This is a genomic window from Paraburkholderia dinghuensis (assembly GCF_003837865.1).
Classification (GTDB): domain Bacteria; phylum Pseudomonadota; class Gammaproteobacteria; order Burkholderiales; family Burkholderiaceae; genus Paraburkholderia; species Paraburkholderia dinghuensis.
In genome coordinates this window covers 88,813-112,126 of record NZ_RQIS01000004.1, presented here as the reverse complement: position 1 = coordinate 112,126, position 23,314 = coordinate 88,813, and the positions used below count along the sequence as shown (strand labels likewise).

Annotated in this window: 21 protein-coding genes; 8 read left to right on the top strand and 13 right to left on the bottom strand. The window is 65.5% G+C overall.

Going from position 1 to position 23,314, the window contains the following annotated elements:
- Positions 1-11 precede the first annotated feature (11 nt).
- Together D1Y85_RS06875 and D1Y85_RS06870 are read right to left on the bottom strand one after the other, a co-directional pair.
- A complete protein-coding gene (locus D1Y85_RS06875) occupies positions 12-896 on the bottom strand; it encodes an alpha/beta fold hydrolase (RefSeq protein ID WP_124150306.1) in 885 nt (294 codons plus the stop codon).
- A 71-nt stretch (positions 897-967) separates the two neighbouring features.
- A complete protein-coding gene (locus D1Y85_RS06870; RefSeq protein WP_124150305.1) occupies positions 968-1,888 on the bottom strand; it encodes a ferritin-like domain-containing protein in 921 nt (306 codons plus the stop codon).
- 205 nt (positions 1,889-2,093) lie between these two features.
- Here D1Y85_RS06870 and D1Y85_RS06865 point away from each other — a divergent pair, with 205 nt between their 5' ends.
- The 3 genes from D1Y85_RS06865 to D1Y85_RS06855 all read left to right on the top strand — a co-directional run bounded on the left by D1Y85_RS06865 (position 2,094) and on the right by D1Y85_RS06855 (position 4,189).
- The gene (locus D1Y85_RS06865; protein ID WP_124150304.1) at positions 2,094-2,618 is read left to right on the top strand and encodes a gamma carbonic anhydrase family protein; all 525 of its coding nucleotides are present in this window, start codon (positions 2,094-2,096) and stop codon (positions 2,616-2,618) included.
- Positions 2,619-2,682: 64 nt separating this feature from the next.
- Positions 2,683-3,645, top strand: a complete 963-nt coding sequence (gene hslO / locus D1Y85_RS06860) for an Hsp33 family molecular chaperone HslO (protein ID WP_124150303.1) — start codon at positions 2,683-2,685, stop codon at positions 3,643-3,645.
- A 142-nt stretch (positions 3,646-3,787) separates the two neighbouring features.
- On the top strand, positions 3,788-4,189 hold the full coding sequence (locus D1Y85_RS06855; RefSeq protein ID WP_124150302.1) for a hypothetical protein: 402 nt from the start codon (positions 3,788-3,790) through the stop codon (positions 4,187-4,189).
- 127 nt (positions 4,190-4,316) lie between these two features.
- Here the strand turns inward: D1Y85_RS06855 and ftsB are convergent, their stop codons facing one another.
- From ftsB to D1Y85_RS06810, 9 genes are all read right to left on the bottom strand, one after another.
- The gene (gene ftsB, locus D1Y85_RS06850) at positions 4,317-4,760 is read right to left on the bottom strand and encodes a cell division protein FtsB (protein WP_124150301.1); all 444 of its coding nucleotides are present in this window, start codon (positions 4,758-4,760) and stop codon (positions 4,317-4,319) included.
- A gap of 117 nt (positions 4,761-4,877) precedes the next feature.
- Positions 4,878-6,161, bottom strand: a complete 1,284-nt coding sequence (eno, locus tag D1Y85_RS06845) for a phosphopyruvate hydratase (RefSeq protein ID WP_124150300.1) — start codon at positions 6,159-6,161, stop codon at positions 4,878-4,880.
- An 80-nt stretch (positions 6,162-6,241) separates the two neighbouring features.
- Positions 6,242-7,096: a 3-deoxy-8-phosphooctulonate synthase gene (gene kdsA / locus D1Y85_RS06840; protein WP_124150299.1), complete on the bottom strand. Its 855-nt coding sequence runs from the start codon at positions 7,094-7,096 to the stop codon at positions 6,242-6,244.
- Positions 7,093-8,754 (bottom strand): CTP synthase, encoded by a 1,662-nt coding sequence (locus D1Y85_RS06835; RefSeq protein ID WP_124150298.1) that lies wholly within the window; start codon positions 8,752-8,754, stop codon positions 7,093-7,095. Before D1Y85_RS06835 ends, kdsA begins: the two co-directional genes overlap by 4 nt.
- A 274-nt stretch (positions 8,755-9,028) precedes the next feature.
- Entirely contained in the window at positions 9,029-9,829 is an 801-nt protein-coding gene (locus tag D1Y85_RS06830; RefSeq protein WP_124150297.1) for an alpha/beta fold hydrolase, read from the bottom strand.
- 46 nt (positions 9,830-9,875) lie between these two features.
- On the bottom strand, positions 9,876-12,497 hold the full coding sequence (locus D1Y85_RS06825; protein WP_124150296.1) for a DNA internalization-related competence protein ComEC/Rec2: 2,622 nt from the start codon (positions 12,495-12,497) through the stop codon (positions 9,876-9,878).
- Between the two features lie 84 nt (positions 12,498-12,581).
- Positions 12,582-13,370, bottom strand: coding sequence for a TatD family hydrolase (locus tag D1Y85_RS06820; RefSeq protein WP_124150295.1), 789 nt, complete (start codon positions 13,368-13,370; stop codon positions 12,582-12,584).
- Positions 13,371-13,387: 17 nt separating this feature from the next.
- Positions 13,388-14,119, bottom strand: coding sequence for a lipoprotein-releasing ABC transporter ATP-binding protein LolD (gene lolD, locus D1Y85_RS06815; RefSeq protein WP_124150294.1), 732 nt, complete (start codon positions 14,117-14,119; stop codon positions 13,388-13,390).
- Entirely contained in the window at positions 14,112-15,365 is a 1,254-nt protein-coding gene (locus tag D1Y85_RS06810; protein ID WP_124150293.1) for a lipoprotein-releasing ABC transporter permease subunit, read from the bottom strand. The genes lolD and D1Y85_RS06810 overlap by 8 nt, the downstream gene beginning before the upstream one ends.
- A 367-nt stretch (positions 15,366-15,732) precedes the next feature.
- On the opposite strand from D1Y85_RS06810, the gene D1Y85_RS06805 reads away from it, so the two are divergent.
- From D1Y85_RS06805 to D1Y85_RS06785, 5 genes are all read left to right on the top strand, one after another.
- On the top strand, positions 15,733-16,866 hold the full coding sequence (locus tag D1Y85_RS06805) for a regulator (protein ID WP_124150292.1): 1,134 nt from the start codon (positions 15,733-15,735) through the stop codon (positions 16,864-16,866).
- A 21-nt stretch (positions 16,867-16,887) separates the two neighbouring features.
- Positions 16,888-18,594 (top strand): single-stranded-DNA-specific exonuclease RecJ, encoded by a 1,707-nt coding sequence (gene recJ / locus D1Y85_RS06800; protein ID WP_124150291.1) that lies wholly within the window; start codon positions 16,888-16,890, stop codon positions 18,592-18,594.
- A 109-nt stretch (positions 18,595-18,703) separates the two neighbouring features.
- Positions 18,704-19,808 (top strand): peptide chain release factor 2 gene (prfB, locus tag D1Y85_RS06795; RefSeq protein WP_124150290.1). Its coding sequence is split into 2 segments (ribosomal slippage): positions 18,704-18,784 and positions 18,786-19,808, totalling 1,104 coding nucleotides; the frame shifts between segments, so codons are not numbered across the junction.
- A 227-nt stretch (positions 19,809-20,035) separates the two neighbouring features.
- Positions 20,036-21,571, top strand: a complete 1,536-nt coding sequence (gene lysS / locus D1Y85_RS06790) for a lysine--tRNA ligase (protein ID WP_124150289.1) — start codon at positions 20,036-20,038, stop codon at positions 21,569-21,571.
- Between the two features lie 293 nt (positions 21,572-21,864).
- Positions 21,865-22,620 (top strand): glycine zipper 2TM domain-containing protein, encoded by a 756-nt coding sequence (locus D1Y85_RS06785; protein WP_124150288.1) that lies wholly within the window; start codon positions 21,865-21,867, stop codon positions 22,618-22,620.
- A 91-nt stretch (positions 22,621-22,711) separates the two neighbouring features.
- Here D1Y85_RS06785 and iscX read toward each other — a convergent pair whose 3' ends face one another.
- Together iscX and fdx are read right to left on the bottom strand one after the other, a co-directional pair.
- Positions 22,712-22,909, bottom strand: coding sequence for a Fe-S cluster assembly protein IscX (iscX, locus tag D1Y85_RS06780; protein ID WP_124150287.1), 198 nt, complete (start codon positions 22,907-22,909; stop codon positions 22,712-22,714).
- 22 nt (positions 22,910-22,931) lie between these two features.
- Entirely contained in the window at positions 22,932-23,273 is a 342-nt protein-coding gene (gene fdx, locus D1Y85_RS06775; protein ID WP_124150286.1) for an ISC system 2Fe-2S type ferredoxin, read from the bottom strand.
- Positions 23,274-23,314: the final 41 nt, after the last annotated feature.

Genomic DNA, 23,314 nt, shown 5'->3' with positions numbered 1-23,314 from the left:
CGATCGTGCGGCTAAGCGCAGAAAGCCTCGATCAGCCGCGCAATTTCCTCAGGCTGGTCGTGGTGGAGCATGTGACCGGCATCGTCGATGATGCGTTCGCGCCAATCGGGAAACGCGGCGAAACGCGCCTTGAATTCGTCGATAGGAACAGCGCCCGCGAGCCACGCGAGCGTTTCGGAATCGGCCGCCTCGACGTGCAGCACCTTCGCGCTCACCTGCGACCAGATCGCCATGACCTCGTCGATGCGGTATAGAAGTGGACTGCGCATCTTGTGCGCCGCATCGGCGAGCAGCATGTAGCCGCCCTCACCGTCCGGCTTCGACCAGTGCTGCGCGAGAAAGCTCGCGCGCGCCGCGGCAAGCCGCGGATTCGTCTTCGTGAGGCGCGCGGCCACCGCGTCGAGCGTCGCGTAGTTTCGCAACGTGGGCCGCGCGCGCATTTCGTCGAGCCACGCGCGCACGCGCTTCGGCGCCTGCGCGGCCACGGTTGCAGGCATGCCGAAGCCTTCGAGATCGACCACGCGACGCACGCGCCCGGGCCGCACGCCCGCATAGAGGCAAGCGATGTTCGCGCCCATGCTGTGGCCGACGAGGTTCACTTCGCCTTCGGGCGCATAGCAATCGAGGAGCGCATCCAGATCGGCGAGATAGTCGTAGAACCAGTAGCTGCCGCCGCCCTGCCCGGCAACCGGCCAGTCCGAGAGGCCGAAACCGCGCATGTCGGGCGCGATGACCTGCCAGTTGCCGCCGAGTGCGTCGACGACAAACTGGAATGACGCCGCCACATCCATCCAGCCGTGCAGCATGAAGAGGATGGGCGCGTCGTTGGAGCCCCAGCGCCGCACGTGCTGGCGTATGCCGTTGACTTCAACGAACTCGGATCGGGAAACGTTCATACGGGCGCACAAGAAAAAAGAATGATCGTTCGATTATATCGGTACACGGCGACGAATCGACGCCTACACCCTCATTTTTCGCTGCCATCGCCAGTTCGGCTACCCTCGTCGGCCGCGTCTCCTGACGCGTCCTGGGCGGCGAGCGTTTCCAGTTCGGTGTCGTCAAAGCCTGCGGAACGGCGCGCCTCGAAGTTGAAGGGTCCGCGCATCCGGGGCGCCCGGTACTGTTCGGCAAGCGCGAGCCATGCCGCATGCGGGTCGAGTCCACGCACGTCGCACAGATGCCGGAACCAGCGGTTGCCGATGCGCACATGCCCAACCTCGTCGCGCAGGATCACGTCGAGAACCGCCGCCGACTCGTCGTCGCCCGCCTGCTTCAGTCGCGCACGGATGGGTGGCGCGACGTCGAGCCCGCGCGCCTCCAGCACACGCGGCACGAGCGCCATGCGCGCGAGGACATCATCGCGCGTGCGCTCGCACATCTCCCACAGGCCGTTGTGGGCCGGGAAATCGCCATAGGCGTGGCCGTAGTCCGCGAGGCGCGCATTCAGCAGCGAAAAGTGATACGCCTCCTCGGCGGCAACCGTCAGCCAGTCGGCGTAGAACGTCTCGGGCATCCCCGCGAAGCGCCAGACGGCGTCGAGTGCAAGGTTGATGGCGTTGAATTCGATGTGGGCCAGCGCGTGCAGCAGCACCGCGCGGCCCTGCGGCGTGCTCATGCTGCGCCGCCTGAGCTGGCGCGGATCGACAAGCTCGGGCCTGTCGGGACGACCCGGCAGGCCGGCGGGGGCGTCGAGTTCGCGCTTCGGCTCCCAGTTCGGCGCCCCACACGACATGCCTGCCTGTGCGAGCGCCTGAAGCGCGCATACCGCTTCGGCTTTCGCCGCGGGATTGCACTCGCGCAGCGCGTCGAGCGCAGCAAGACGCCAGTTCCCGGGCGCATTGAAGTCGTCGGCATTCGGTGTGGAATCGGTTGAAGCAACGGAATTCATCGAGAACGTACAGAAAAGCGGTGAAAAATCTGGCGTGTATGGATCCGCCGTGGCCTGGCGTGACCTGCCGTGGCCGGACGTGCCGCGCGACATGCCGGGCGGTCCGCGCGCAACCGTTTACAATACGCGATTCACCTGCAGTGCGCCCTGCGCCCGGTCGCAACAGCGCCGCAGTCGCACCCCGAGACTCAGGAGACGCAACACCGTGGCCATCTACAAGCTTGGCGAAGCCGCACCCACCATTCACGAAAGCGTGTTCGTCGCGGACAACGCAACCGTCGTCGGCAACGTGACGCTCGCCGAGGAATCGAGCGTCTGGTTCGGGGCGACGCTGCGCGGCGACAACGAGCCGATCACCGTCGGGGAGCGCAGCAACGTCCAGGAAGGCGCCGTGCTGCACACGGACCCGGGCTACCCGCTCACGCTCGAAGCGAACGTGACGATCGGCCATCAGGCGATGCTGCACGGCTGCACCGTGAAGGAAGGCGCGCTGATCGGCATTCAGGCCGTGGTCTTGAATGGCGCGGTGATCGGCCGCAACTGTCTGGTCGGCGCGGGCGCGGTGGTCACGGAAGGCAAGGTGTTCCCCGACAACTCGCTGATTCTCGGCGCACCCGCGAAAGTGGTGCGCGAACTCAGCGAGGCCGACATCGTCGGCCTCAAGCGTAACGCGGATGTCTATGCGAAGCGTCGCGAATATTTCAAGGCGCAGCTCGTGCGCATCGGCTAGGCGGCATCCATGCCCGCCAGCCGGCGCAAGCCGCGCCGCATGGATCGAAACGAAGGAAAAGATTGTGAACGACCAGTTGCAGAAATTCTTGTTCAGCGCTGCCCCGGTGCGCGGTGAGATCGTCTCGCTGCGCAACACCTGGCAGGAGGTGCTCACGCGCCGTCAGTACCCGATGCCGGTTCAGACCGTGCTCGGCGAAATGATGGCCGCGTGCGCCCTGCTCTCGGCCAACCTGAAGTTCGACGGCACGCTGATCATGCAGATTTTCGGCGATGGTCCCGTGCGCATGCTGGTCGTTCAATGCGGCTCGGATCTGTCGATGCGTGCGACCGCGCGGCTCGCCGACGATGTCACGGCTGACGCCGCGGCGGCGCTGCCCGAGGACATGACGCTCGCCGATCTCATCAATCCGAGCGGCCATGGCCGCTGTGTGATTACGCTCGATCCGGCCAACAAGCAGCCCGGCCAGCAGCCCTACCAGGGCATCGTGCCGCTCAACGGCGATGACGGCCCGCTCAAGTCGATCTCCGAGGTGCTCGAGCACTACATGCATCACTCGGAGCAGCTCGACACGCGCCTGTGGCTCGCGGCCAATGGCGATCGCGCCGTCGGCATGCTGCTGCAAAAGCTGCCGGGCGACGGTGGCATCGTGCCGCATCCAAACGAACTCGACGGCGATACCTGGGCGCGTGTGTGCACACTCGGCGGCACGCTTTCGCGCGACGAACTGCTCGAGCAGGAACCGGAGGTGCTGTTCCGCCGGCTCTTCTGGCAGGAGAACGTGCGCCACTTCGAACCCGCCCCCACGCGCTTCCTGTGCAGCTGCTCGCGCGAAAAAGTCGGCGCCATGTTGAAGATGCTCGGCCGCGAGGAAATCGACGGTGTGATCGTAGAGCGCGGTCACGTCGAAATTCACTGCGACTACTGCAATCAGCGCTACGAGTTCGACCCTGTGGACGTCGCGCAACTTTTCGCAACGCCGGGGCTCTCAGAAGCAGTCGCCCCCGCGGCGCAACGGCGCCATTGAATTTCGCGCAGGCGGCCATGCATGTCGCCGCGCACGTGCTGCACCAGCTGCAGCGCGTGCGCGCGGATTGAACTCAAGCTGGATCCTGGGCGCCTCTTGCCAGCTCGATTTGCTTAGGCGTCCGACAGAAGGGAGAAGAAGCATGAAAAAAGTGAACCTTTGCGCCAGCCGATCGCGCGCTGCGGGGCCGCGCGTCGGGACAATCGCGGCGCTGGTCGCGCTCGGCGCACTCACCGCGATGACAAGCGGCTGTGTGATGGACCCGCCGGGGCCGTCGCCGATCTATAGCCGCCTGCCCGCAGACCAATCGGGTGTCCCAACGGTTGCGAAGCCGCTTTCACGTGAGGAGCGCGCGCGCTACGATGCGATCGACCGTCAGGCGCTCGCCGACCAGGACCGTGCCATGGCCGCCCAGGCGGCTGAGCAGGCATGGGCGCGCTATTACGCGCGCCCCGTCACGGTCTACGGCAGTTACTACAGCGGTGGCTGGGGAAGTGGTTGGGGCGTCGGCTACGGGGCCCCTGGCTGGGGGTGGGGCTGGTGAGTCCAGCGCGGGCGCGCACCGTTGCACGCCCGATCGCCGAAAGCAAAAAAGCGCGGCTAGTCGCCGCGCTTTTTCATTCAGGCTGCACGCGCCCGCGGAGCTGGCGGTGACTCGGCCGCAATCCGGCTCAGCCCGCCTTCTTTTTCTTCACGTCCTTCTCGGTCTTCGCGCCCTTCTCTCGAGCACGCTTTTTCTCCGGCACGCGCGACACGGGGTTCGGCACGACCGTCACAGGCGCAGCCGACACCACACCGCGCGTCGAGGTGTTCGAAGAAACGCTGGGCGTTGGCAGCGGCTGGTTCGGCGACACGAACTGAACGAACACCTCGCCGTCCTTCACCATCCCCATCTCGTAACGCGCACGCTCCTCGACCGCTGAAGTCCCGCTCTGCAGATCCTGCACTTCGCCCGCAATGCGATCGTTGCGCGTTTTCTCGTCATCGTTCTGCTTGAGCTGCTGGTCCAGTTGCCCCTGCAGCTCGTGCACGCGCAGCCACCCGCCGCGGCCCCACCAGAGCGGGTACTGGATCAGCGCCAGCAGAATGATCAAAACGACAGTAACAAGCCGCATGAAAGGTGCCAGATAATCAAACGCCGCCCTGCGACAGACGCAGGGCGGCGGACAAAGGAATCGAAGCGTGACAGCTTGGCGGCTGCCGACATTCGCTGCGTACCAGTTAACGCAAGATCAACGCAGATTGTAGAACGCCGACTTGCCCGGGTAGCTGGCGATATCGCCGAGATCTTCCTCGATACGCAGCAGCTGGTTGTACTTCGAGATGCGATCGCTGCGCGAGAGCGAACCGGTCTTGATCTGGCCGGCGTTCAGGCCGACGGCGATGTCCGCGATCGTCGAGTCTTCGGTTTCGCCCGAACGGTGCGAAATCACAGCCGTATAGCCCGCGCGCTTGGCCATTTCGATCGCTGCGAAAGTTTCCGTCAGCGTGCCGATCTGGTTGATCTTGATGAGGATCGAGTTTGCGATGCCCTTCTCGATGCCTTCCTTCAGGATGCGCGTGTTCGTGACGAACAGGTCGTCGCCGACGAGCTGGATCTTCTTGCCGAGCTTTTCGGTCAGCAGCTTCCAGCCGGCCCAGTCGCCTTCGTGCATGCCGTCCTCGATCGAGACGATCGGGAACTTGTCGCACAGTGCGGCGAGGTAGTCGGTGAATTCCGCCGACGACAGTTGCAGACCTTCGCCCGCGAGCTGGTACTTGCCGTCGTGGTAGAACTCGCTCGCCGCGCAGTCGAGCGCGAGCAGCACGTCTTCACCGGCGCGATAGCCGGCCTTCTCGATGGCTTGCAGGATCGTCGAGAGACACTCGTCGTTGCTGCCGAAGTTCGGTGCGAAGCCGCCTTCGTCGCCCACTGCCGTGCTCATGCCGCGATCGGACAGGATCTTCTTGAGCGCGTGGAACACTTCCGCGCCGCAACGCAGCGCTTCGCGGAAGGTCGGCTGGCTCACCGGCACGATCATGAATTCCTGGATGTCGAGGCTGTTGTTCGCGTGCGCGCCGCCGTTGACGATGTTCATCATCGGGACCGGCAGTTGCATCGCGCCCGAGCCGCCGAAGTAGCGGTACAGCGGCAGGCCGGCTTCTTCAGCGGCGGCCTTCGCGACGGCCATCGAGACAGCCAGCATCGCGTTCGCGCCGAGACGCGACTTGTTGTCGGTGCCGTCGAGTTCGAGCAGGGTCTTGTCGAGGAAAGCCTGTTCCGACGCGTCGAGGCCCATGATCGCCTCGGAAATTTCGGTGTTGATGTGCTCGACGGCCTTCAGCACGCCCTTGCCGTTGTAGCGGCCGGCTTCGCCGTCGCGCAGCTCGATCGCTTCACGCGAGCCCGTCGACGCGCCCGACGGCACAGCCGCGCGGCCCATCGTGCCCGATTCGAGCAGCACGTCGCATTCGACGGTGGGGTTACCGCGCGAATCCAGAATCTCACGACCGATGATGTCTACGATTGCACTCATGGTTTCCTCAGGAAATGAAGGTGATTCTTGTCAGGCGCGGCGCGCATGGCCTTGCCGCGCGCCGCTGCACATTATCGCGATCAGTTGAAGTCGCTTTCGAGGAACGGCGTGCGCTTGACCGCCTGGTCGAGCGTCACGAGCGTTTCGAGGAGGTCCGCCATACGGTTCAGCGGCACGGCATTCGGACCGTCGGATTTCGCCTCGGCGGGCTTCGGGTGCGTCTCCATGAAGAGACCCGCGACGCCCGTCGCCACGGCAGCGCGTGCGAGCACCGGCACGAACTCGCGCTGGCCGCCGGAACTCGTGCCCTGCCCGCCCGGAAGCTGCACCGAGTGGGTCACGTCCATCACGACCGGCGCGCGCGTCTCGCGCATGATCGCGAGCGAGCGCATGTCCGACACGAGGTTGTTATAGCCGAACGAGACGCCACGTTCGCACGCCATGAAACGGTCTTCGGAGAGACCCGCTTCACGCGCCGCATCGCGCGCCTTGTCGATCACGTTCTTCATGTCGTGCGGCGCGAGGAACTGGCCTTTCTTGATGTTGACCGGCTTACCCGAGCGCGCACAGGCGTGAATGAAGTCGGTCTGACGGCACAGGAACGCGGGCGTCTGCAGCACGTCCACGACCGATGCCACGGGCCCGATCTCCTCTTCCGAGTGCACGTCGGTCAGCACGGGCACACCGAGCTGGCGCTTCACTTCGGAAAGGATGCGCAGGCCCTCGTCCATCCCGAGGCCACGAAACGACTTGCCGCTCGAGCGGTTGGCCTTGTCGTACGAGGACTTGTAGATGAACGGAATGCCGAGCTTCGCGGTGATTTCCTTCAGGCGGCCGGCCGTGTCGATCGTCATCTGCTCCGATTCGACGACGCAGGTACCCGCGATCAGAAAGAACGGCTTGTCGAGGCCAATCTCGAAACCACACAGATTCATGCTTTCTCCTCGGCGCACGATTGCTGATGGGCGAGCGCCGCTTCGACAAACGATTTGAAGAGAGGATGGCCGTCACGCGGCGTGGACGTGAATTCCGGGTGGAACTGAACGCCGACGAACCACGGGTGCATCTCGCGCGGCAACTCCATCATCTCCGGCAGATCTTCGGTCGGCGTACGGGCGCTGATGATGAGACCGCCCGCTTCGAGCTTGGGCACGTAGCCGTTGTTGACCTCATAACGGTGACGGTGGCGCTCGTTCACATCCTTGCCGTAGATTTCCGACGCAAGCGTGCCGGGCTTGATCGGGCAGCGCTGCGAACCGAGGCGCATCGTGCCGCCGAGGTCCGAGTCTTCGCTACGCTTCTCGACACGGCCTTCGCGATCGGCCCATTCGGTGATGAGGGCGACCACGCGGTCCGGCGTGTCCGGGTTGAACTCCGTGCTGTTCGCATGCTTGAGACCCACCACGTCGCGCGCGAACTCGATCACGGCGAGCTGCATGCCGAGGCAGATGCCGAGGTACGGCACCTTCGCTTCGCGGGCGAACCGGATCGCCTTGATCTTGCCTTCGGTGCCGCGACGGCCGAAACCGCCCGGCACGAGGATCGCGTCGAGGTGCTGGAGGCTCGCCACACCTTCTTCGTCGATCTGCTCGGAGTCGATGTACTCGATATTCACCTTCGTCGACGTCTTGATCGACGCGTGACGCAGCGCTTCGATCAGCGACTTGTACGACTCGGTCAGATCGACGTACTTGCCGACCATGCCGATCGTGACTTCATGCTTCGGATTTTCGAGTTTCTCGACCATTTCCGCCCACACCGAGAGATCGGCGGGTTTCGCGGATATCTTCAGCTCGTCGCAGACGATCGAGTCGAGGCCCTGGTCGTGCAGCATCTGCGGAATCTTGTAGATGCTGTCCGCGTCCCACACCGAAATAACGGCGTCTTCAGGCACGTTGGAGAACATAGAGATCTTCGAGCGCTCGTCGTCCGGAATCGGACGGTCGGCGCGGCACAGCAGCACGTTCGGATAGATACCGATTTCGCGCAGCTTCTGCACGCTGTGCTGCGTGGGCTTCGTCTTCAGCTCGCCGGCCGTCGCGATGAACGGCACGAGCGTCAGATGCACGAAGCAGCAGCTATTGCGACCGAGGCGCAGGCTCATCTGGCGCGCGGCCTCGAGGAACGGCAACGATTCGATATCGCCGACCGTGCCGCCGATCTCGACGATCGCGACGTCTGGCTCGCCGCACGTCGCGGATGCCGCGCCGCGCTCGACGAATGCCTGGATCTCGTTCGTGATGTGCGGAATGACCTGCACCGTCTTGCCGAGATAGTCGCCGCGGCGTTCCTTGCGGATCACCGATTCGTAGATCTGGCCCGTGGTGAAGTTGTTGGCCTTGCGCATCTTCGTGCTGATGAAGCGCTCATAGTGGCCGAGGTCGAGGTCGGTTTCCGCTCCGTCTTCCGTCACGAACACTTCGCCGTGCTGAAACGGGCTCATCGTGCCGGGGTCGACGTTGATGTAGGGATCGAGCTTGAGGAGGGTGACTTTCAGACCGCGCGATTCGAGGATCGCGGCGAGGGAGGCGGCGGCAATGCCCTTGCCGAGGGATGAAACTACGCCGCCGGTGACGAAAACATATTTGGTCATCGCTGGATGCTCGCGGGAAAAACGGATTATACCGTAAAGCAAGGGCTAACCCTGCTTTTTGCGCGAGCCCGGTATGACACGATCACCACGCGATCATGGTGCGTTCATGGCGAGAGCTGCGCACGAGCGTTCGCGAGCGTGGCACAGCTTTGGCCGGTGCGCGGTTCGTGCTGCGCCTGGAGGTACGACGAGGGCACGACAGAGTCGCGGATGGAGGCCCCGCCAGCGAAGGCGCAGCCGTTTGCGTCAACGGCCGTGCGCTCGTCGTGCCGCGTCAAACGTTGTCCATCGAGAAGAGCAGGCGCTGCACGGCACGTGCCGTTTCGATCGGACGCTCCATCGGGTAAAGGTGCGAGCCTTCGATCCATTCGAAGCGCTCGCCTGCGATGCGTTGCGTCGCCGCGAGCCCGACCTGACGCACTTCCTTCGAATGCGTGCCAGCGATGAAGCCGACCGGCACAGGCGAGCCGTGAGCGAGACGCGCGCCGAGCGTGTGCGGCAGTGTGCGGTAGATCAAATATTCGACGCGCCGGTCGAACGCCAGCGTGCGCGTGCCTTCGGCCGATGTCTGAGGAATGCCGAAGTCGACGTAGTCGGACAAGACGCGCTCGTCCCAGCGCGCAAATGCGGGCTTCGAATGGAAGTGCCGCCATGCCTCGTCGCGGCTCGCCCAGGTGGTGCGCCGATTGCGCGTAGCCGCGGCGGGCGAAAGACGCTCGTCGAGGCCCGTCCACTGCGACACGCGCAGCATGCCGCTGCGCCATCCCGCGATCACGGGCGAATCGAGCATCACCACCCCTCGCACCCACTGCGGCTTCCTGAGTGCCGCCATCAGCGACAGATAGCCGCCGAGCGAATGGCCGACGAGCCACACGGGCTGCTCGTAGCTGCGCTCGATGTCCTCGATCAGCTCATCGACGAGATGCGGCCAGTCGCGCGTGACCGGAAAACGCGCGTCGTGACCGACGCGCTCGATGTGGCGCAACTCGTAGCTGTCGCCGAGTTCGGCGAAAAACGTTCGATACGTCGAGGCAGGAAAGCCGTTAGCGTGCGAAAAGTGGATGACGTTCTTCAAAGGCCGGTTGTCTCCGTTGTTGTGTTAATGGGCGGCCACCGCCGCGTCAATCGTCCGGTACGTCCATCCAGTAGCGACGCTGCGTGTCGACGTAGCGTTCGACCGCAAGAGCGCCGTTCCGGGCCTCGACGCGCACGGCCCCATCCGAGTCGCTGCGAGTGAGAACGATGTGACGCGCCGCGTAGCGTGCGTACACGCCGGGATGCGGGTGGTGAAAACGGTTCAGGTAGCCTACCTGAAAAATGGCGACGAGCGGCCAGACAGAGTCGAGGAACGGCTCGGTGGACGACGTGCGGCTGCCGTGATGGGGCACCACCAGCACCTGGGCGCGCAGGCGATCGGCCGCGCGCGCGAGGAGTGTGCGTTCGGTGGCGGCTTCGATATCCGCCGCGAGGAGCGCCGCGGTGGCATCGCCCTGCCCCGTCGTTGAGACGCGCAGCACGCAGCAACGCGCGTTCGGCTTGCCCGCGAGTGGGCCGGCGTCGGGCCAAAGTACCTCGAAGTCGATGCCATCCCAGTGCCAGCGCTGACCCGCCGCGCACTGGATCACCTGTGCGCCGCTTCGGCGCGCACTCGCCCAGAGCGGATGATCCGGCTGGATGCCCGCAGCGAACTGCTTCACCGCGACCTGATCGAGCACGGCCGGCGCGCCGCCGGAGTGATCGGAGTCGTCGTGGCTCACCATGAGCATGTCGAGGCTCTGGACGCCGTGCGCCTGCAGATACGGCACGACGATCCGCTCGCCCGCGTGCGTCGATTCCGGCCCCGTTCCCGCGTCGAAGAGCAGCGTATGGCGCGCCGTTTCCACGAGCACCGAAGTGCCCTGCCCGACGTCGAGCGCGGTGAGCCGGAACGCCCCGGCGGGCGGCCCCGTCGGGGCTGGAACGAGGAGCGGCAGCCACATGAACGGTGCGATCCAGCGCAGCGGCCAGCCGCGCGGCGCGAGACACCACGCCACACCCAACGCTGCACACGCCAGCGCCCAGGCGCTGGGTTGCGACAGGCGCAACACGGCCCACGACACGCCATCGAACCAGCCGAGGACAGCCGCGAGCAGATCGAGCATCGCGTGAGCCGCTCGCAATATAAAGGCGTCGAACGGCGCCGGAATCGCCACGCTTGCGAGCACCGCGGGCGTCACGAGCGCGCTGACGAAGGGAATCGCCAATGCATTCGCAAACGGGCCGATCAGCGGGATCTGCGCAAACCAGTAAGCCGTAAGCGGCGCGAGGGCAATCGTCACCGCCCATTGCACTCGCGCGGCGTCCGTCAGTCGGACTGCCATTCCGCGCGCGGCATTGCGTGCGTGCATGAGCAGGCGTCGCATTGTGTTGGCACGTGAGACCACGGGGGCCGCGTCACTCATCGGATCGACGTTGTCGGGCGCATCGCCCTCGCGTCTCTCGCGCCGCACTCGCGGCACGCCCGCAGCAGCGAAGAGTATCGCCGCCACTGCGCCGAACGAAAGCCAGAATCCCGCCGCCGTCACCGCCCACGGATCGCGGATCAGCACGAGCGCGAGCGCCCATGCAAGCACTTGCGAGCGCGCCACATTGCGCCCGCTCAGGACCGCGACCGCCGCCACCGCGAGCATCCAGAGCGCACGCTGGACCGGCACGTTAAAACCCGCGAGCGCGGCGTGAAGACCCGCCGCACACACCGCGCCGGCCACGGCGATTTTCTGGGCGGGCACGATCAACGGCGCCTCCACACCGCGCCAACGTGCGCGCCGCCAGAACGCCCCCGCCGCCCAGCCGCCGAGCCCCGCGACGAATGCGAGATGCAGGCCGGAAATCGCTACAAGATGGGATGTGCCGGTGTTGCGCATCAGTCGCCAGTCGGCATCGCTCACGGCGTCCTGGGCGCCGGTCGCGAGCGCCACGACGATGCCGCGATGTGGCGCGTCGGCGAGCACGGTATCGATGCGTGCGCGCACCGCCGCACGCCATCGTTCGATACGAATGCCGATGCCGCTCGCATCGTCGGCGAGTCGCTGCGCGCGCAGCGAATCGCTCACATAGCCGGTCGCGCGGACGCCTCGCGCAAGCATCGCCGCTTCGGCATCGCGCAGGCCGAAATTGCGCTCGCCGTGCGGCCGTTTCAGGCGCACCGCAAAACGCCAGCGTGCGCCGGGCACGAGCGGAGGAAGCGGCGCGTCGCGCGCAACCCACGTGAGCTGGATCGTGTGCGGAAGACCATCCGCCGCAGTAGGTGCACCCCATGATTCCACAGTGAAGGGAAAGCGCGCGCCATCTTCGGACCATGACGGCAACCCGGCCACATAACCCGTGATTTCGATATCGCGTGTCTGCCAGGCGACAGGCAATGCATCGGCGAGGCGCAGTTGCGCGCGGAAACTCGCGTAGCCAAATCCCGCACAAGCAGCGGCAACCCAGAGCGCCAGCCAGCCGCTCGGGCGTATGAAACGAACGAGGTATCGCCTTGGCCACCGCCCGCTCGCGGCTGCCGGGGCCGGACGAACGCGATCATCGCAAGCGTCGCATCGAACACGCTCGGTGACCGCCGCACCCGCCAGCGCCCACACACTCCACGCGCCCGCCGCTACCGCCGCGACGACGAGCGCAAACCAGCCGCCCCGCCCCGGCAAAGCCGCCTGCTGCTGAAGCCACCACACGCCAAGTGCAAATCCGCCCCACACCGCCCGCATCCGAACTCCTCGAATCGAGGCGGTGCGAACAGCACGAACGCAAGCCGTGCAGCGCCTAAGCGCCGCACGCCGCCATCGAATCGATTATGCGGACGAAAGCGCGAGCCGTGGCAGCGCAGCTGCAACGTTAGCCGTTGTGCCAAGGGCGACTTCGTCGGGCGTCAGTCCGCGCAAGCCTGCGAGCACGGCACCGATGCGCGGCACCTGATCCGGCGTATTGCGCTCGCGATAGAGCCAGGCGGGCGAGATGTCCGGCGCGTCGGTTTCCATGACGATCGCTTCAAGCGGAAGTTGCTGTGCGAGCCGCCTGATCTGCAGCGCCCGCTCGAACGTGACGTTGCCGCCGAAGCCCAGATGCATCCCGTGATCAATGAAGGCTTGCGCCTGCTGGAAGCTGCCGTTGAACGCGTGGGCGATGCCTTGATGCACCCCGTTACGGCGCAGGCCCTTCAGCACCTGGTCCTGCGACTTGCGCACGTGGCAGATCGCAGGCAGGCCGAATTCGCGCGCAAGTTTCAGCTGGGCGTCGTAGAAGTGTTGCTGCCGGGCGTCGTCGAGGCCCGGTACGAAATAGTCGAGGCCGATCTCGCCGATGCCCACGAAACGCGGATCGTCGAGACTCGACTCTATCTCCCGGCGCAGCGTGTCGAGATCCTCATCGCGCGCGTGGGGCGTATAGAGCGGATGAATGCCAAGCGCGTACACCGCGCCCTCCACGCGATGCGCCAGGGCGCGCACCGTCGCAAAGTTCTCGCGCGCGACCGCCGGAATCAAGATGCGCGACACGCCCGCCGCGCACGCCGCCGCGATGACCGCGTCGCGGTCTGCGTCGAATTCTGCGGCGTCGAGATGGCAGTGCGTGTCGATCCACATGGCGCTTCCTACCCCCTTTACACCGGCACGACCGGCTCCTCGTGCAATACGCCGTCGCGCAGCCGCACGATGCGATCGCACCGCGCAGCCAGGTCCGGGTCGTGCGTCACGATCACGAAACTCGTGTCGAACGTGTCGGAGAGTTCCAGCATCAGGTTGAACACCGTGTCGGCGGTGCTGCCGTCGAGGTTGCCGGTCGGTTCGTCGGCGAGTACGCACGCGGGCTTCGTCACGAGCGCGCGCGCGATCGCCACGCGCTGCCGCTCGCCGCCCGAGAGCTGCCCGGGCCGGTGCTTCGCGCGATGCGCGAGGCCCACGCGGTCCAGCATCTCCAAGGCCTCGTGACGCGCGTCGTCCTGCGTCATGCGACGGATGCGCAGCGGCATCGCCACGTTGTCGAGCGCCGTGAATTCGGGCAGCAGATGATGGAACTGATAGACGAAGCCGAGCGCGCGGTTACGCAGATCGTTGCGCTCGCGCTCGGAGAGTTCGGTAAACGGCTTGCCGAGCACCGAGACCTTGCCCGTGCCGGGCTCGTCGAGACCGCCCAGCACGTGCAGCAGCGTGCTCTTGCCGGAGCCGGACGCGCCCACTACCGCGAGCTTTTCGCCGCGCCGGACCTTGAGTTCGGTGTGCTTGAGCACCTGCACTTCGAGACCGCCCTGGGCGAACGTCTTCGAGATGCCGACGGCTTCGATCACCCAGGGATAGTCGCCCGCGGCGGCGAGCATCGATTGACGGTCATTCATAACGCAGTGCCTCCGCGGGACGAACCTTGGCCGCGCGCCAGCTCGGATAGAGCGTCGCGAGCGCGGACAGCACGAACGCAATCAAGCCGATGCGGATCACGTCGGAGGCGACGAGTTCGGAAGGCAGCTCGCTGATGAAATAGACGGACGGCGGCAGGAACTGCACGCCGAGCAGGTGCTCGATCATCGGCACGAGCCACGGAATGCTCCACGCGATCAGGCAGCCGAGCGCGACGCCAATCGCGGTCCCGGCAAAGCCGATCGTCACGCCCTGCACGACGAAGATTTTCATGATCGACGAAGGCTGCGCACCGAGCGTGCGCAGGATGGCGATGTCGGCCTGCTTGTTGGTGACGGTCATCACGAGCGACGAAACGAGATTGAACGCCGCGACCGCGATGATGAGCGTGAGAATGATGAACATCATGCGCTTTTCGATCTGCACGGCCGAGAACCACGTTTTGTTCTGCTGCGTCCAGTCGCGGATATAGAGGTCGCCCGAAAGCGTGTGCACGAGCTGGCGCGCAACGTCAGGCGCGCGCTGCATGTCCTTGACGCGCAGGCGCACGCCGGTCGGCGCGGGCAGGCGGTAAAGGATTTCGGCATCGCGGATGTGCACGAGCGCGAGCGTGCTGTCGTACTCGTAATGCCCCGACTCGAACACGCCGACCACCGTGAACTGCTTCAGGCGCGGCAGCATGCCGGCGGGCGTGATCGTCCCTTCAGGGGCGACGAGCGTGATCTTGTCGCCGATCTGCACGCCGAGACTCCCCGCGAGATCGGCGCCGAGCACGATGCCGAAGCTGCCCGGCACGAGGTCGTTCAGGCTGCCCGCCTTCATTTCCTTGCCGATATCGGAGACCTGCGGTTCTTCGGACGGCTCGATGCCGCGTAGCGCGACACCGCTCACGCTGTCACCGCGCGTGAGGAGTGCCTGGGCTTCGACGTAAGGCGCCGCACCGATCACCGAGGGGTTGGTCCTCGCTTCCTTCGCGGTCAGTTGCCAGTCGGGCATCGAGCCCGTCGGCGAAAAAATTTCGACGTGTGCGAGCACCGACAGCATGCGGTCGCGCACGTCGCGCTGAAAGCCGTTCATCACCGAAAGCACGACGATGAGCGCCGCGACGCCGAGTGCGATGCCCGACATCGAAACGAGCGCGATGAACGAGATGAACCCATTGCCGGTCGTGCGCTTGCCGGCGCGGGTGTAGCGCCAGCCTATCTGCCATTCATAGGGAAGTTTCAAGCGAATCCTTATCTGCGTCTTCATTGTGCGCTGCCGACGGCCTCGCCGCCGGCGTCACGGATCGTCGCTCGCCGGCACCACGCATCCAGGCCCGGGCCATGGGTACGGGCAGCGGGGTCCGGGCCTCTTTCGCCGCGGCGATCAAGCGCGAAGTTTGCCACATTGGCGCAGCGAAATGCCCTTTGCACCCCAGCCGCGATCGGCATGCGCGTCAACGGGGACCCGCCAGCCCGGCCGGATCCATCTTCCTTCGAGCGCAATTTCGCGCACAAGTGCCTGATTCCTATGGCAGCACGCGCACGGCAACGAGCAGCACGACACAGCAGAGGCCGCGCGACGCGCCCGGCTGTCGAGGTGGCGAAGTACAATTCGCCCCATCATGCCCGCCGACCGACTCCATCTCCTCGTCCCCTTCGCGTTACCTTCTGCCGCAGCGGCCTCAACCGCCCTCGCGGGCCTCGACACCCCGGCACTCGACAAACTTGTCGCCCGGGCGAGTGCCGGGGAAACCGTCATTGGCGAGGATTTCCAGCGCACGCTGCCGCACGAGCGCTGGGTGGCGAGACAGTTCGGAGCCGCCACCATGGGTGCAGGCGGCCCGGCGAACACGTCCCCCGCCGACGACGAAGCGCCGCTCGCCCCCTACATGCTGCTCGCCGACGGCGGCTCGCCCGGCGACGCTACCTGGGCATGCGTCCAGCCCGTGCATGTGCGGATCGCGCACGACCATCTTGTGCTGATCGACCCGGCATCGCTCGACCTTGCCGACACCGACGCCGCCACGCTCTACACCGTCGCGAAGCCGCTGATCGAAGAGCTGGGCGTGCAGGTCATCGCGCCGACGCCGTATCGCTGGTACCTCTCGAGCGACAGCTTCGGCACGCTCGCGGGCGCATCGCCGCTGCGCGCGAGCGGCCGCAACATCGAGATCTGGCTACCGCACGAAGCAGGCTCCGGCCAGCGCTCGCGTGCGTGGATGAAGCTGCAGAACGAAGTGCAGATGGCCTGGTTCGAGCACCCGGTCAACGAGGCTCGCGAAGCGCACGGCCTGCCCTCCGTCAATTCGATCTGGTTTCACGCGCAGGGCAAGCTGCGTCCGGTCAAGAGCCCGTTTTCGCGCGTGCGCTCGGATGCGGCCGCCACGCGCGGCCTCGCGCTCGCGGCGGGCGTCGATGTGGACAGCGCCCCGGCCACGTTCGCTGCCTACACAGCCGCGCGCCCGGCACCGCAGAATGGGCCGCACACCGGTACGACGCTCATCGAACTCGATCCGTTTTCGGCCCCGTTCATCCAGCAGGACTGGAGCCGCTGGAACGCCGCCTTCGCCGCCATGGAGCGCGACTGGTTCGCGCCCGCCCTCGCGGCGCTCGCGGCAGGCGAACTCGGCGCGCTCGATCTCACACTGTGCGGTGACACCGGCTCGGTCGATCTCACGATCACGCGCGGCGACCTGCGCAAATTCTGGCGGCGTCGCGTGTTTGCGTCGCTGTTCATCGAATAACTCAACGAAAAGCCGTCCCGCATGACCCGAATCGTCACCCGCGCCTGCTCTCCCGCCGACGCCGAAGCGCTCGTCCGCCACGGCCTGCATCCGGTCCTGGCGCGCCTCTATGCGTCGCGCGGCGTGTGCCAGCCCGACGAAATCGAGACCGGCCTCGCGCGCCTCTTGCCGCCCGCCGGCCTGAAGGGCCTCGAAGCCGCCGTCACGCTCCTCGCCGACGCCCTCGCCGCGAACCGTCGCATGCTGGTCGTCGCCGACTACGACTGCGATGGCGCCACCGCCTGCGCGGTGGCCGTGCGCGGGCTGCGCATGCTCGGCGCGCAGATCGATTACCTCGTGCCGAACCGCTTCGAGTACGGCTACGGCCTCACGCCGGAAATCGTCGCGCTCGCGGCGCAGCGTCCCGGCGGCAAGCCCGACTTGCTGATCACCGTCGATAACGGCATCGCGAGCGTCGAGGGCGTGGAAGCGGCCAACGCGCTTGGCATCGACGTGCTCGTCACCGATCACCACCTCCCCGGCGATACGCTTCCCGCCGCGCGCGCGATCGTGAATCCGAACCAGCCGGGCTGCACGTTCGAAAGCAAGCACATCGCGGGCGTGGGCGTGATGTTCTACGTGCTGCTCGCACTGCGCGCGGAACTGCGCCGCCGCAACGCGTTCACCGAAGCACGCCCCGAGCCGCGCCTCGACGGCCTGCTCGATCTCGTGGCGCTCGGCACGGTTGCCGACGTCGTGCGCCTCGACTGCAACAACCGCGTGCTCGTCGCGCAAGGACTCCAGCGCATCCGCAACGGCCGCATGCAGCCGGGCATCGCCGCACTCTTTCGCGCGGCGGGACGCGACGCGAAAAGCGCATCGGGCTTCGACCTCGGCTTTGCGCTCGGGCCGCGCCTGAATGCGGCAGGACGGCTCTCGGACATGTCGCTCGGCATCGAGTGCCTGACCACCGACGACGTGGGCCGCGCATGGGCGCTCGCGCAGCAGCTCGACGCGATGAACCGCGAGCGCCGCGAAATCGAGGCCGGCATGCAGCAGCAGGCACTCGCCGATCTCGCCGACGTCGACCCTGAAGGCAACGCCACGATCACGCTGTTCAATCCAGGCTGGCATCAGGGCGTGATCGGGATCGTCGCGGGACGGCTCAAGGAGAAGTTCAATCGTCCGTCGTTCACGTTCGCCCCCGCCGACGACGGCGGTGAACTCGTGAAAGGCTCGGGCCGCTCGATCCCTGGTTTCCATCTGCGCGACGCGGTGGATCTCATCAGCAAGCGCGAGCCGGGCCTCATCCTCAAGTTCGGCGGCCATGCGATGGCGGCGGGCCTCACGATCGCCGCCGCCGACGTGCCGCGCTTCGCTTCGGCGTTCGAGCGCGTGGGCCGCGAGTGGCTTTCGGCGGAAGCGCTCGCGCGCACCATCGAAACCGACGGCGATCTCGAAGAGGCGTACTTCACGCCGGCTTTCGTCGAGATGCTCGATGCCGCGGTCTGGGGCCAGGGCTTTCCGGCGCCCGTATTCGCAGGGGAATTCGAGGTCGCATCGCAGGCGCTCGTGAAGGACAAGCACCTGAAGCTCCAGTTGCTGCGCGGCCGCCAGCGCTTCAACGCGATCTGGTTCAATCGCACCGAAACGTTGCCGCAGCGCACGACGCTCGCCTATCGGCTCGTGCGCGACACGTGGAACGGCGTCTCGCGCGTGCAGCTCGTCGTGGAGCACGCGGCCGACTGACGCTGTGAAGGACGCCGCGAAAGTCGCGGCACGCCCGGCGCCCGCCGCGTCCTTGTTGAGGGGCTAATCGGCTATAATTCAATGTTTTACGCCCCGGATCACGAAACAAATGGAAGCGGAACGTCTTAACGCGATCGAAGCCTCTTTGGCGAACCTGCGCACGCGCGCGGGCGAGCTACGGGGGTATCTTTGACTACGATGCCAAGTCCACGCGACTGATCGAAGTCAACCGCGAACTCGAAGACCCCAACGTCTGGAACGACTCGAAGCACGCTCAGGGGCTCGGCAAGGAAAAGAAGCTGCTTGAAGGCGTCGTCAACGTGCTCGGCAGCATCGAAAACGACGTGCGCGACACGCAGGATCTCTTCGAGATGGCGCGCGAAGAAAGCGACGAAGACACGCTCGTCGCCTGCGAAGCCGACGCCGCCGAAATCGAGAAGCGCGTCGCAGACGTCGAATTCCGCCGCATGTTCTCGAATCCGGCCGACCCCAACAACGCATTCATCGACATCCAGGCCGGCGCCGGCGGCACCGAAGCGTGCGACTGGGCGTCGATGCTGCTGCGCCAGTACGTACGTTACTGCGAGCGCAAGGGCTTCAAGACGGAAGTGCTCGAAGAGTCCGAAGGCGACGTCGCCGGCATCAAGAGCGCGACGATCAAGGTCGAAGGCGAATACGCCTACGGCTTCCTGCGCACCGAAACCGGCATTCACCGCCTCGTGCGCAAGTCGCCGTTCGATTCGTCGGGCGGTCGCCATACGTCGTTCTCGTCGGTGTTCGTGTATCCGGAAATCGACGATTCGTTCGAGATCGAAGTCAATCCGGCCGATCTGCGCATCGACACGTACCGCGCTTCGGGCGCGGGCGGCCAGCACATCAACAAGACCGACTCCGCCGTGCGTATCACGCACATGCCATCGGGTATCGTCGTGCAGTGCCAGAACGACCGCTCGCAGCACCGCAACCGCGCCGAGGCAATGGCGATGCTGAAGTCGCGCCTCTACGAGGCCGAAATGCGCAAGCGCCAGTCGGAACAGGACAAGCTCGAAGCGGGCAAGTCGGACGTGGGCTGGGGTCACCAGATCCGCTCCTATGTGCTCGACAACAGCCGTATCAAGGACCTGCGCACCAACGTCGAAATCAGCAACACGAAGGCCGTGCTCGACGGCGATCTCGACGATTTCATCAGCGCGAGCCTGAAACAGGGCGTTTAAGCCGCGCAGGCGCTGCCGTGGTGCCTGGCGAGGTGCAGTTTCGGCCCGCTGCGGCACCCGGCGACAAACGTGCCGCGGTCGCTGCAGCACAGCGCGAAAACTACGGCGCGTAACCGCAGTAGGTAGCAGAAGCGCTAGAGTCCCGAAAGCATTTCCGCCAGTCGCGAACCGTGCAGCACGGCGCGCCCCGTGGCCCAGAAAATCCGAATTACCGAACCCAAGCCATCATGACCGAACCGACCCAGCCGACTGCGGCAAGCGCCGCGCCCGAACTGGACGACAACCAGATCATCGCCGAGCGCCGCGAGAAACTGCGCGCGCTGCGCGAGGCCGGTGTCGCCTATCCGAACGACTTCCGCCCGACCCATCAGGCTGCCGACCTGCAGCGCGACCACGCCGACACCGACAAGGACGCGCTCGAAGCGCAGGCGCTGGAGGTCTCGGTCGCCGGCCGGATGATGCTCAAGCGCGTGATGGGCAAGGCCAGCTTCGCGACGGTGCGTGACGGCTCGGGCCAGATCCAGTTTTTCATCACGCCCGCCGATGTCGGCGAAGCGACTTACGACGCATTCAAGAAGTGGGATCTCGGCGACATCGTCGCTGCGCGCGGCGTGCTGTTCCGCACGAACAAGGGCGAACTGTCGGTGCGCTGCACGGAGCTGCGCCTGCTCTCGAAGGCGCTGCGTCCGCTGCCGGACAAGTTCCACGGCCTCGCCGACCAGGAAATGCGTTATCGCCAACGCTACGTCGACCTGATCGTCACGCCCGAATCGCGCAAGACGTTTGTTGCGCGCACGAAGGCGATCTCGTCGGTGCGCCGCTTCATGGCCGACGCCAACTTCATGGAAGTCGAAACGCCGATGCTGCACCCGATCCCGGGCGGCGCGGCAGCCAAGCCGTTCGTCACGCACCACAATGCGCTCGACATGCAGATGTTCATGCGCATCGCGCCTGAGCTGTATCTGAAGCGCCTCGTGGTCGGCGGCTTCGAGCGCGTGTTCGAGATCAACCGGAATTTCCGTAACGAGGGCGTGTCGCCGCGTCACAATCCGGAATTCACGATGATGGAGTTCTACGCCGCGTATACGGACTACACGTGGCTCATGGACTTCACCGAAGCGCTGATCCGCCAGGCCGCGATCGACGCGCTCGGCAGCGCCGTCGTGACCTACCAGGGCCGCGAACTCGACCTGTCGAAGCCGTTCCACCGCCTGACGATCACGCAGGCGATCCAGAAGTACGCACCGCAGTACACGGACGCGCAACTCGCCGACGCCGCGTTCCTGCGCACCGAACTGAAGAAGTTCGGTGTCGATACGAACCAGCCCGCGTTCCTGAATGCCGGCGTCGGTTCACTGCAACTGGCGCTGTTCGAAGAGACGGCCGAGTCGCAACTGTGGGAGCCGACCTACATCATCGATTACCCCGTGGAAGTGTCACCGCTCGCGCGCGCCTCGGACACGCAGCCGGGCATCACCGAGCGCTTCGAACTCTTCATCACGGGCCGCGAAATCGCGAATGGCTTCTCGGAACTGAACGATCCGGAAGACCAGGCCGCGCGCTTCAAGAAGCAGGTCGAGCAGAAAGACGCCGGCGACGAAGAAGCGATGTTCTACGACGCCGACTACATTCGTGCGCTGGAGTACGGTATGCCTCCGACGGGCGGCTGTGGCATCGGCATCGACCGTCTGGTGATGCTGCTGACCGATAGCCCGAGCATCCGCGACGTCATCCTCTTCCCGCACCTGCGCCGCGAAGACTAAGCGACGTATTTGGGTCTGCAAGCACGCCATCGGGGCGCACGCGGTTAACGCCGCCTGCGCCCCGTTTGTTTGTAACCGTCGGTAAAAGCCTTGCGGATCCGTCCCCTGCCCTATGCTGCGCATCGACGATAAAAACTAGCCTCCATGCGCCGATTCCGAATCCTGCGTGATCGCGCACTATTTGAGCCCATAGCGTCGGTTGCGGCGTGGGTTACAAATTGAAACGCCGTGGGTATCGATCTGCCTCACACTCTGTCTTATAAAAATCCACGCCTCCAAAGACGGAGCCTTTCATGAACCAGCCCGATCCGAACATCGCACCACGGCGTCGGCTCCATCCGCTGATCGCCACCGCTGCTGCCGCAGTCATCGTCGCAAGCCTTGGGGCCACCGCCGCCATTACCGGCGTCCTCCCAACGGCGTTCAGTTCCTCGTCGCAGAACGACCAGACGCAGACTGGCCAGACGACCACGATGGCATCGCAGCAGGTCGTCGATTCGACGCAACCGGCGCCAGCCGTCCAGAGCGTGCAAATGGCGCCGAACAACGCGCCTGCCAACCCACGCGCGCAGCAGCAAGCCGCCGGGACCGGTGCGCCACCGCCTCAATACGGCCAGCAGCCGCAGCCTTACGCGCAGCAGGGCCAGGAAGGCCAGGGTAGCCAGGAGAGCCAGGAGAGCCAGGAGAGCCAGGAAGTGCCGCCCGCCGGGGCCGCGTGCGCTACGTGCGGCACCGTCGTGTCGATCTCCGCAGTCAAGCACGAAGGCCATGGCACCGGTATCGGCGCGGTCGGCGGTGCAGTCGCAGGCGGCCTGGTCGGCAATCAGTTCGGCGCCGGTGGCGGCCGTGTCGCGATGACGCTGCTCGGCGCGCTCGGTGGCGGCGTCGGCGGCAATGCGCTCGAAAAGCACCTCCGCAGCACGACGGACTATTCGGTGCGCGTGCGCATGGAAGACGGCAAGACGCGCCACTTCACCTACCATCAGGCGCCACCGTTCCAGCAAGGTCAGCGCGTACGTATCGAAAACGGCACGCTGGTCGCAGCCTGAGCGCGGAGCGAGCGCAATCCGCCGCAATGAAAAAGGCGATTTGCCCGTTGGGTAAATCGCCTTTTTTACAGCCTGAAGCCCGACCAGGGACTCAGTAACTCGCGTCCTCGATCCACGCGGCCTGGATCGCCTCCAGGATCTTCTCGTTCGAGTGTTCGGGGTTGTCGTCGAAACCGTCCAGCTCCGTGATCCAGCGATGCAGGTCGGTGAAGCGCACGTACTGCGGATCGACTTCCGGATGGGTATCCGTCAACGCTATCGCGATGTCCTGCACATCGGTCCATTTCATTTCGGCACGCTCCTCTTTGCGCTTAGTGGTTTTCCTTCGCGTGATTGATCGAGTAACGCGGAATCTCGATCACCAGGTCGCCCTCGTCCGGCACGAGCGCCTGACACGACAGACGCGAAGTCGGCTCCAGACCCCACGCCTTGTCGAGCAGGTCGTCCTCGTCTTCCTCGGACGGTTCGAGTCCGTTGAAGCCTTCCCGCACGATCACGTGACAGGTCGTGCAGGCGCACGATTTTTCGCATGCATGCTCGATCTCGATGCCGTGTTCCAGCAGCGCGTCGCACACACTCTCGCCCGGCTTTGCTTCGATCACCGCGCCCTCCGGGCACAGTTCGACATGGGGCAGCACCACGATTTGAGTCATTGTGAATTCCGTAACCAATAACGTTCTTACCGGGCGCTGTG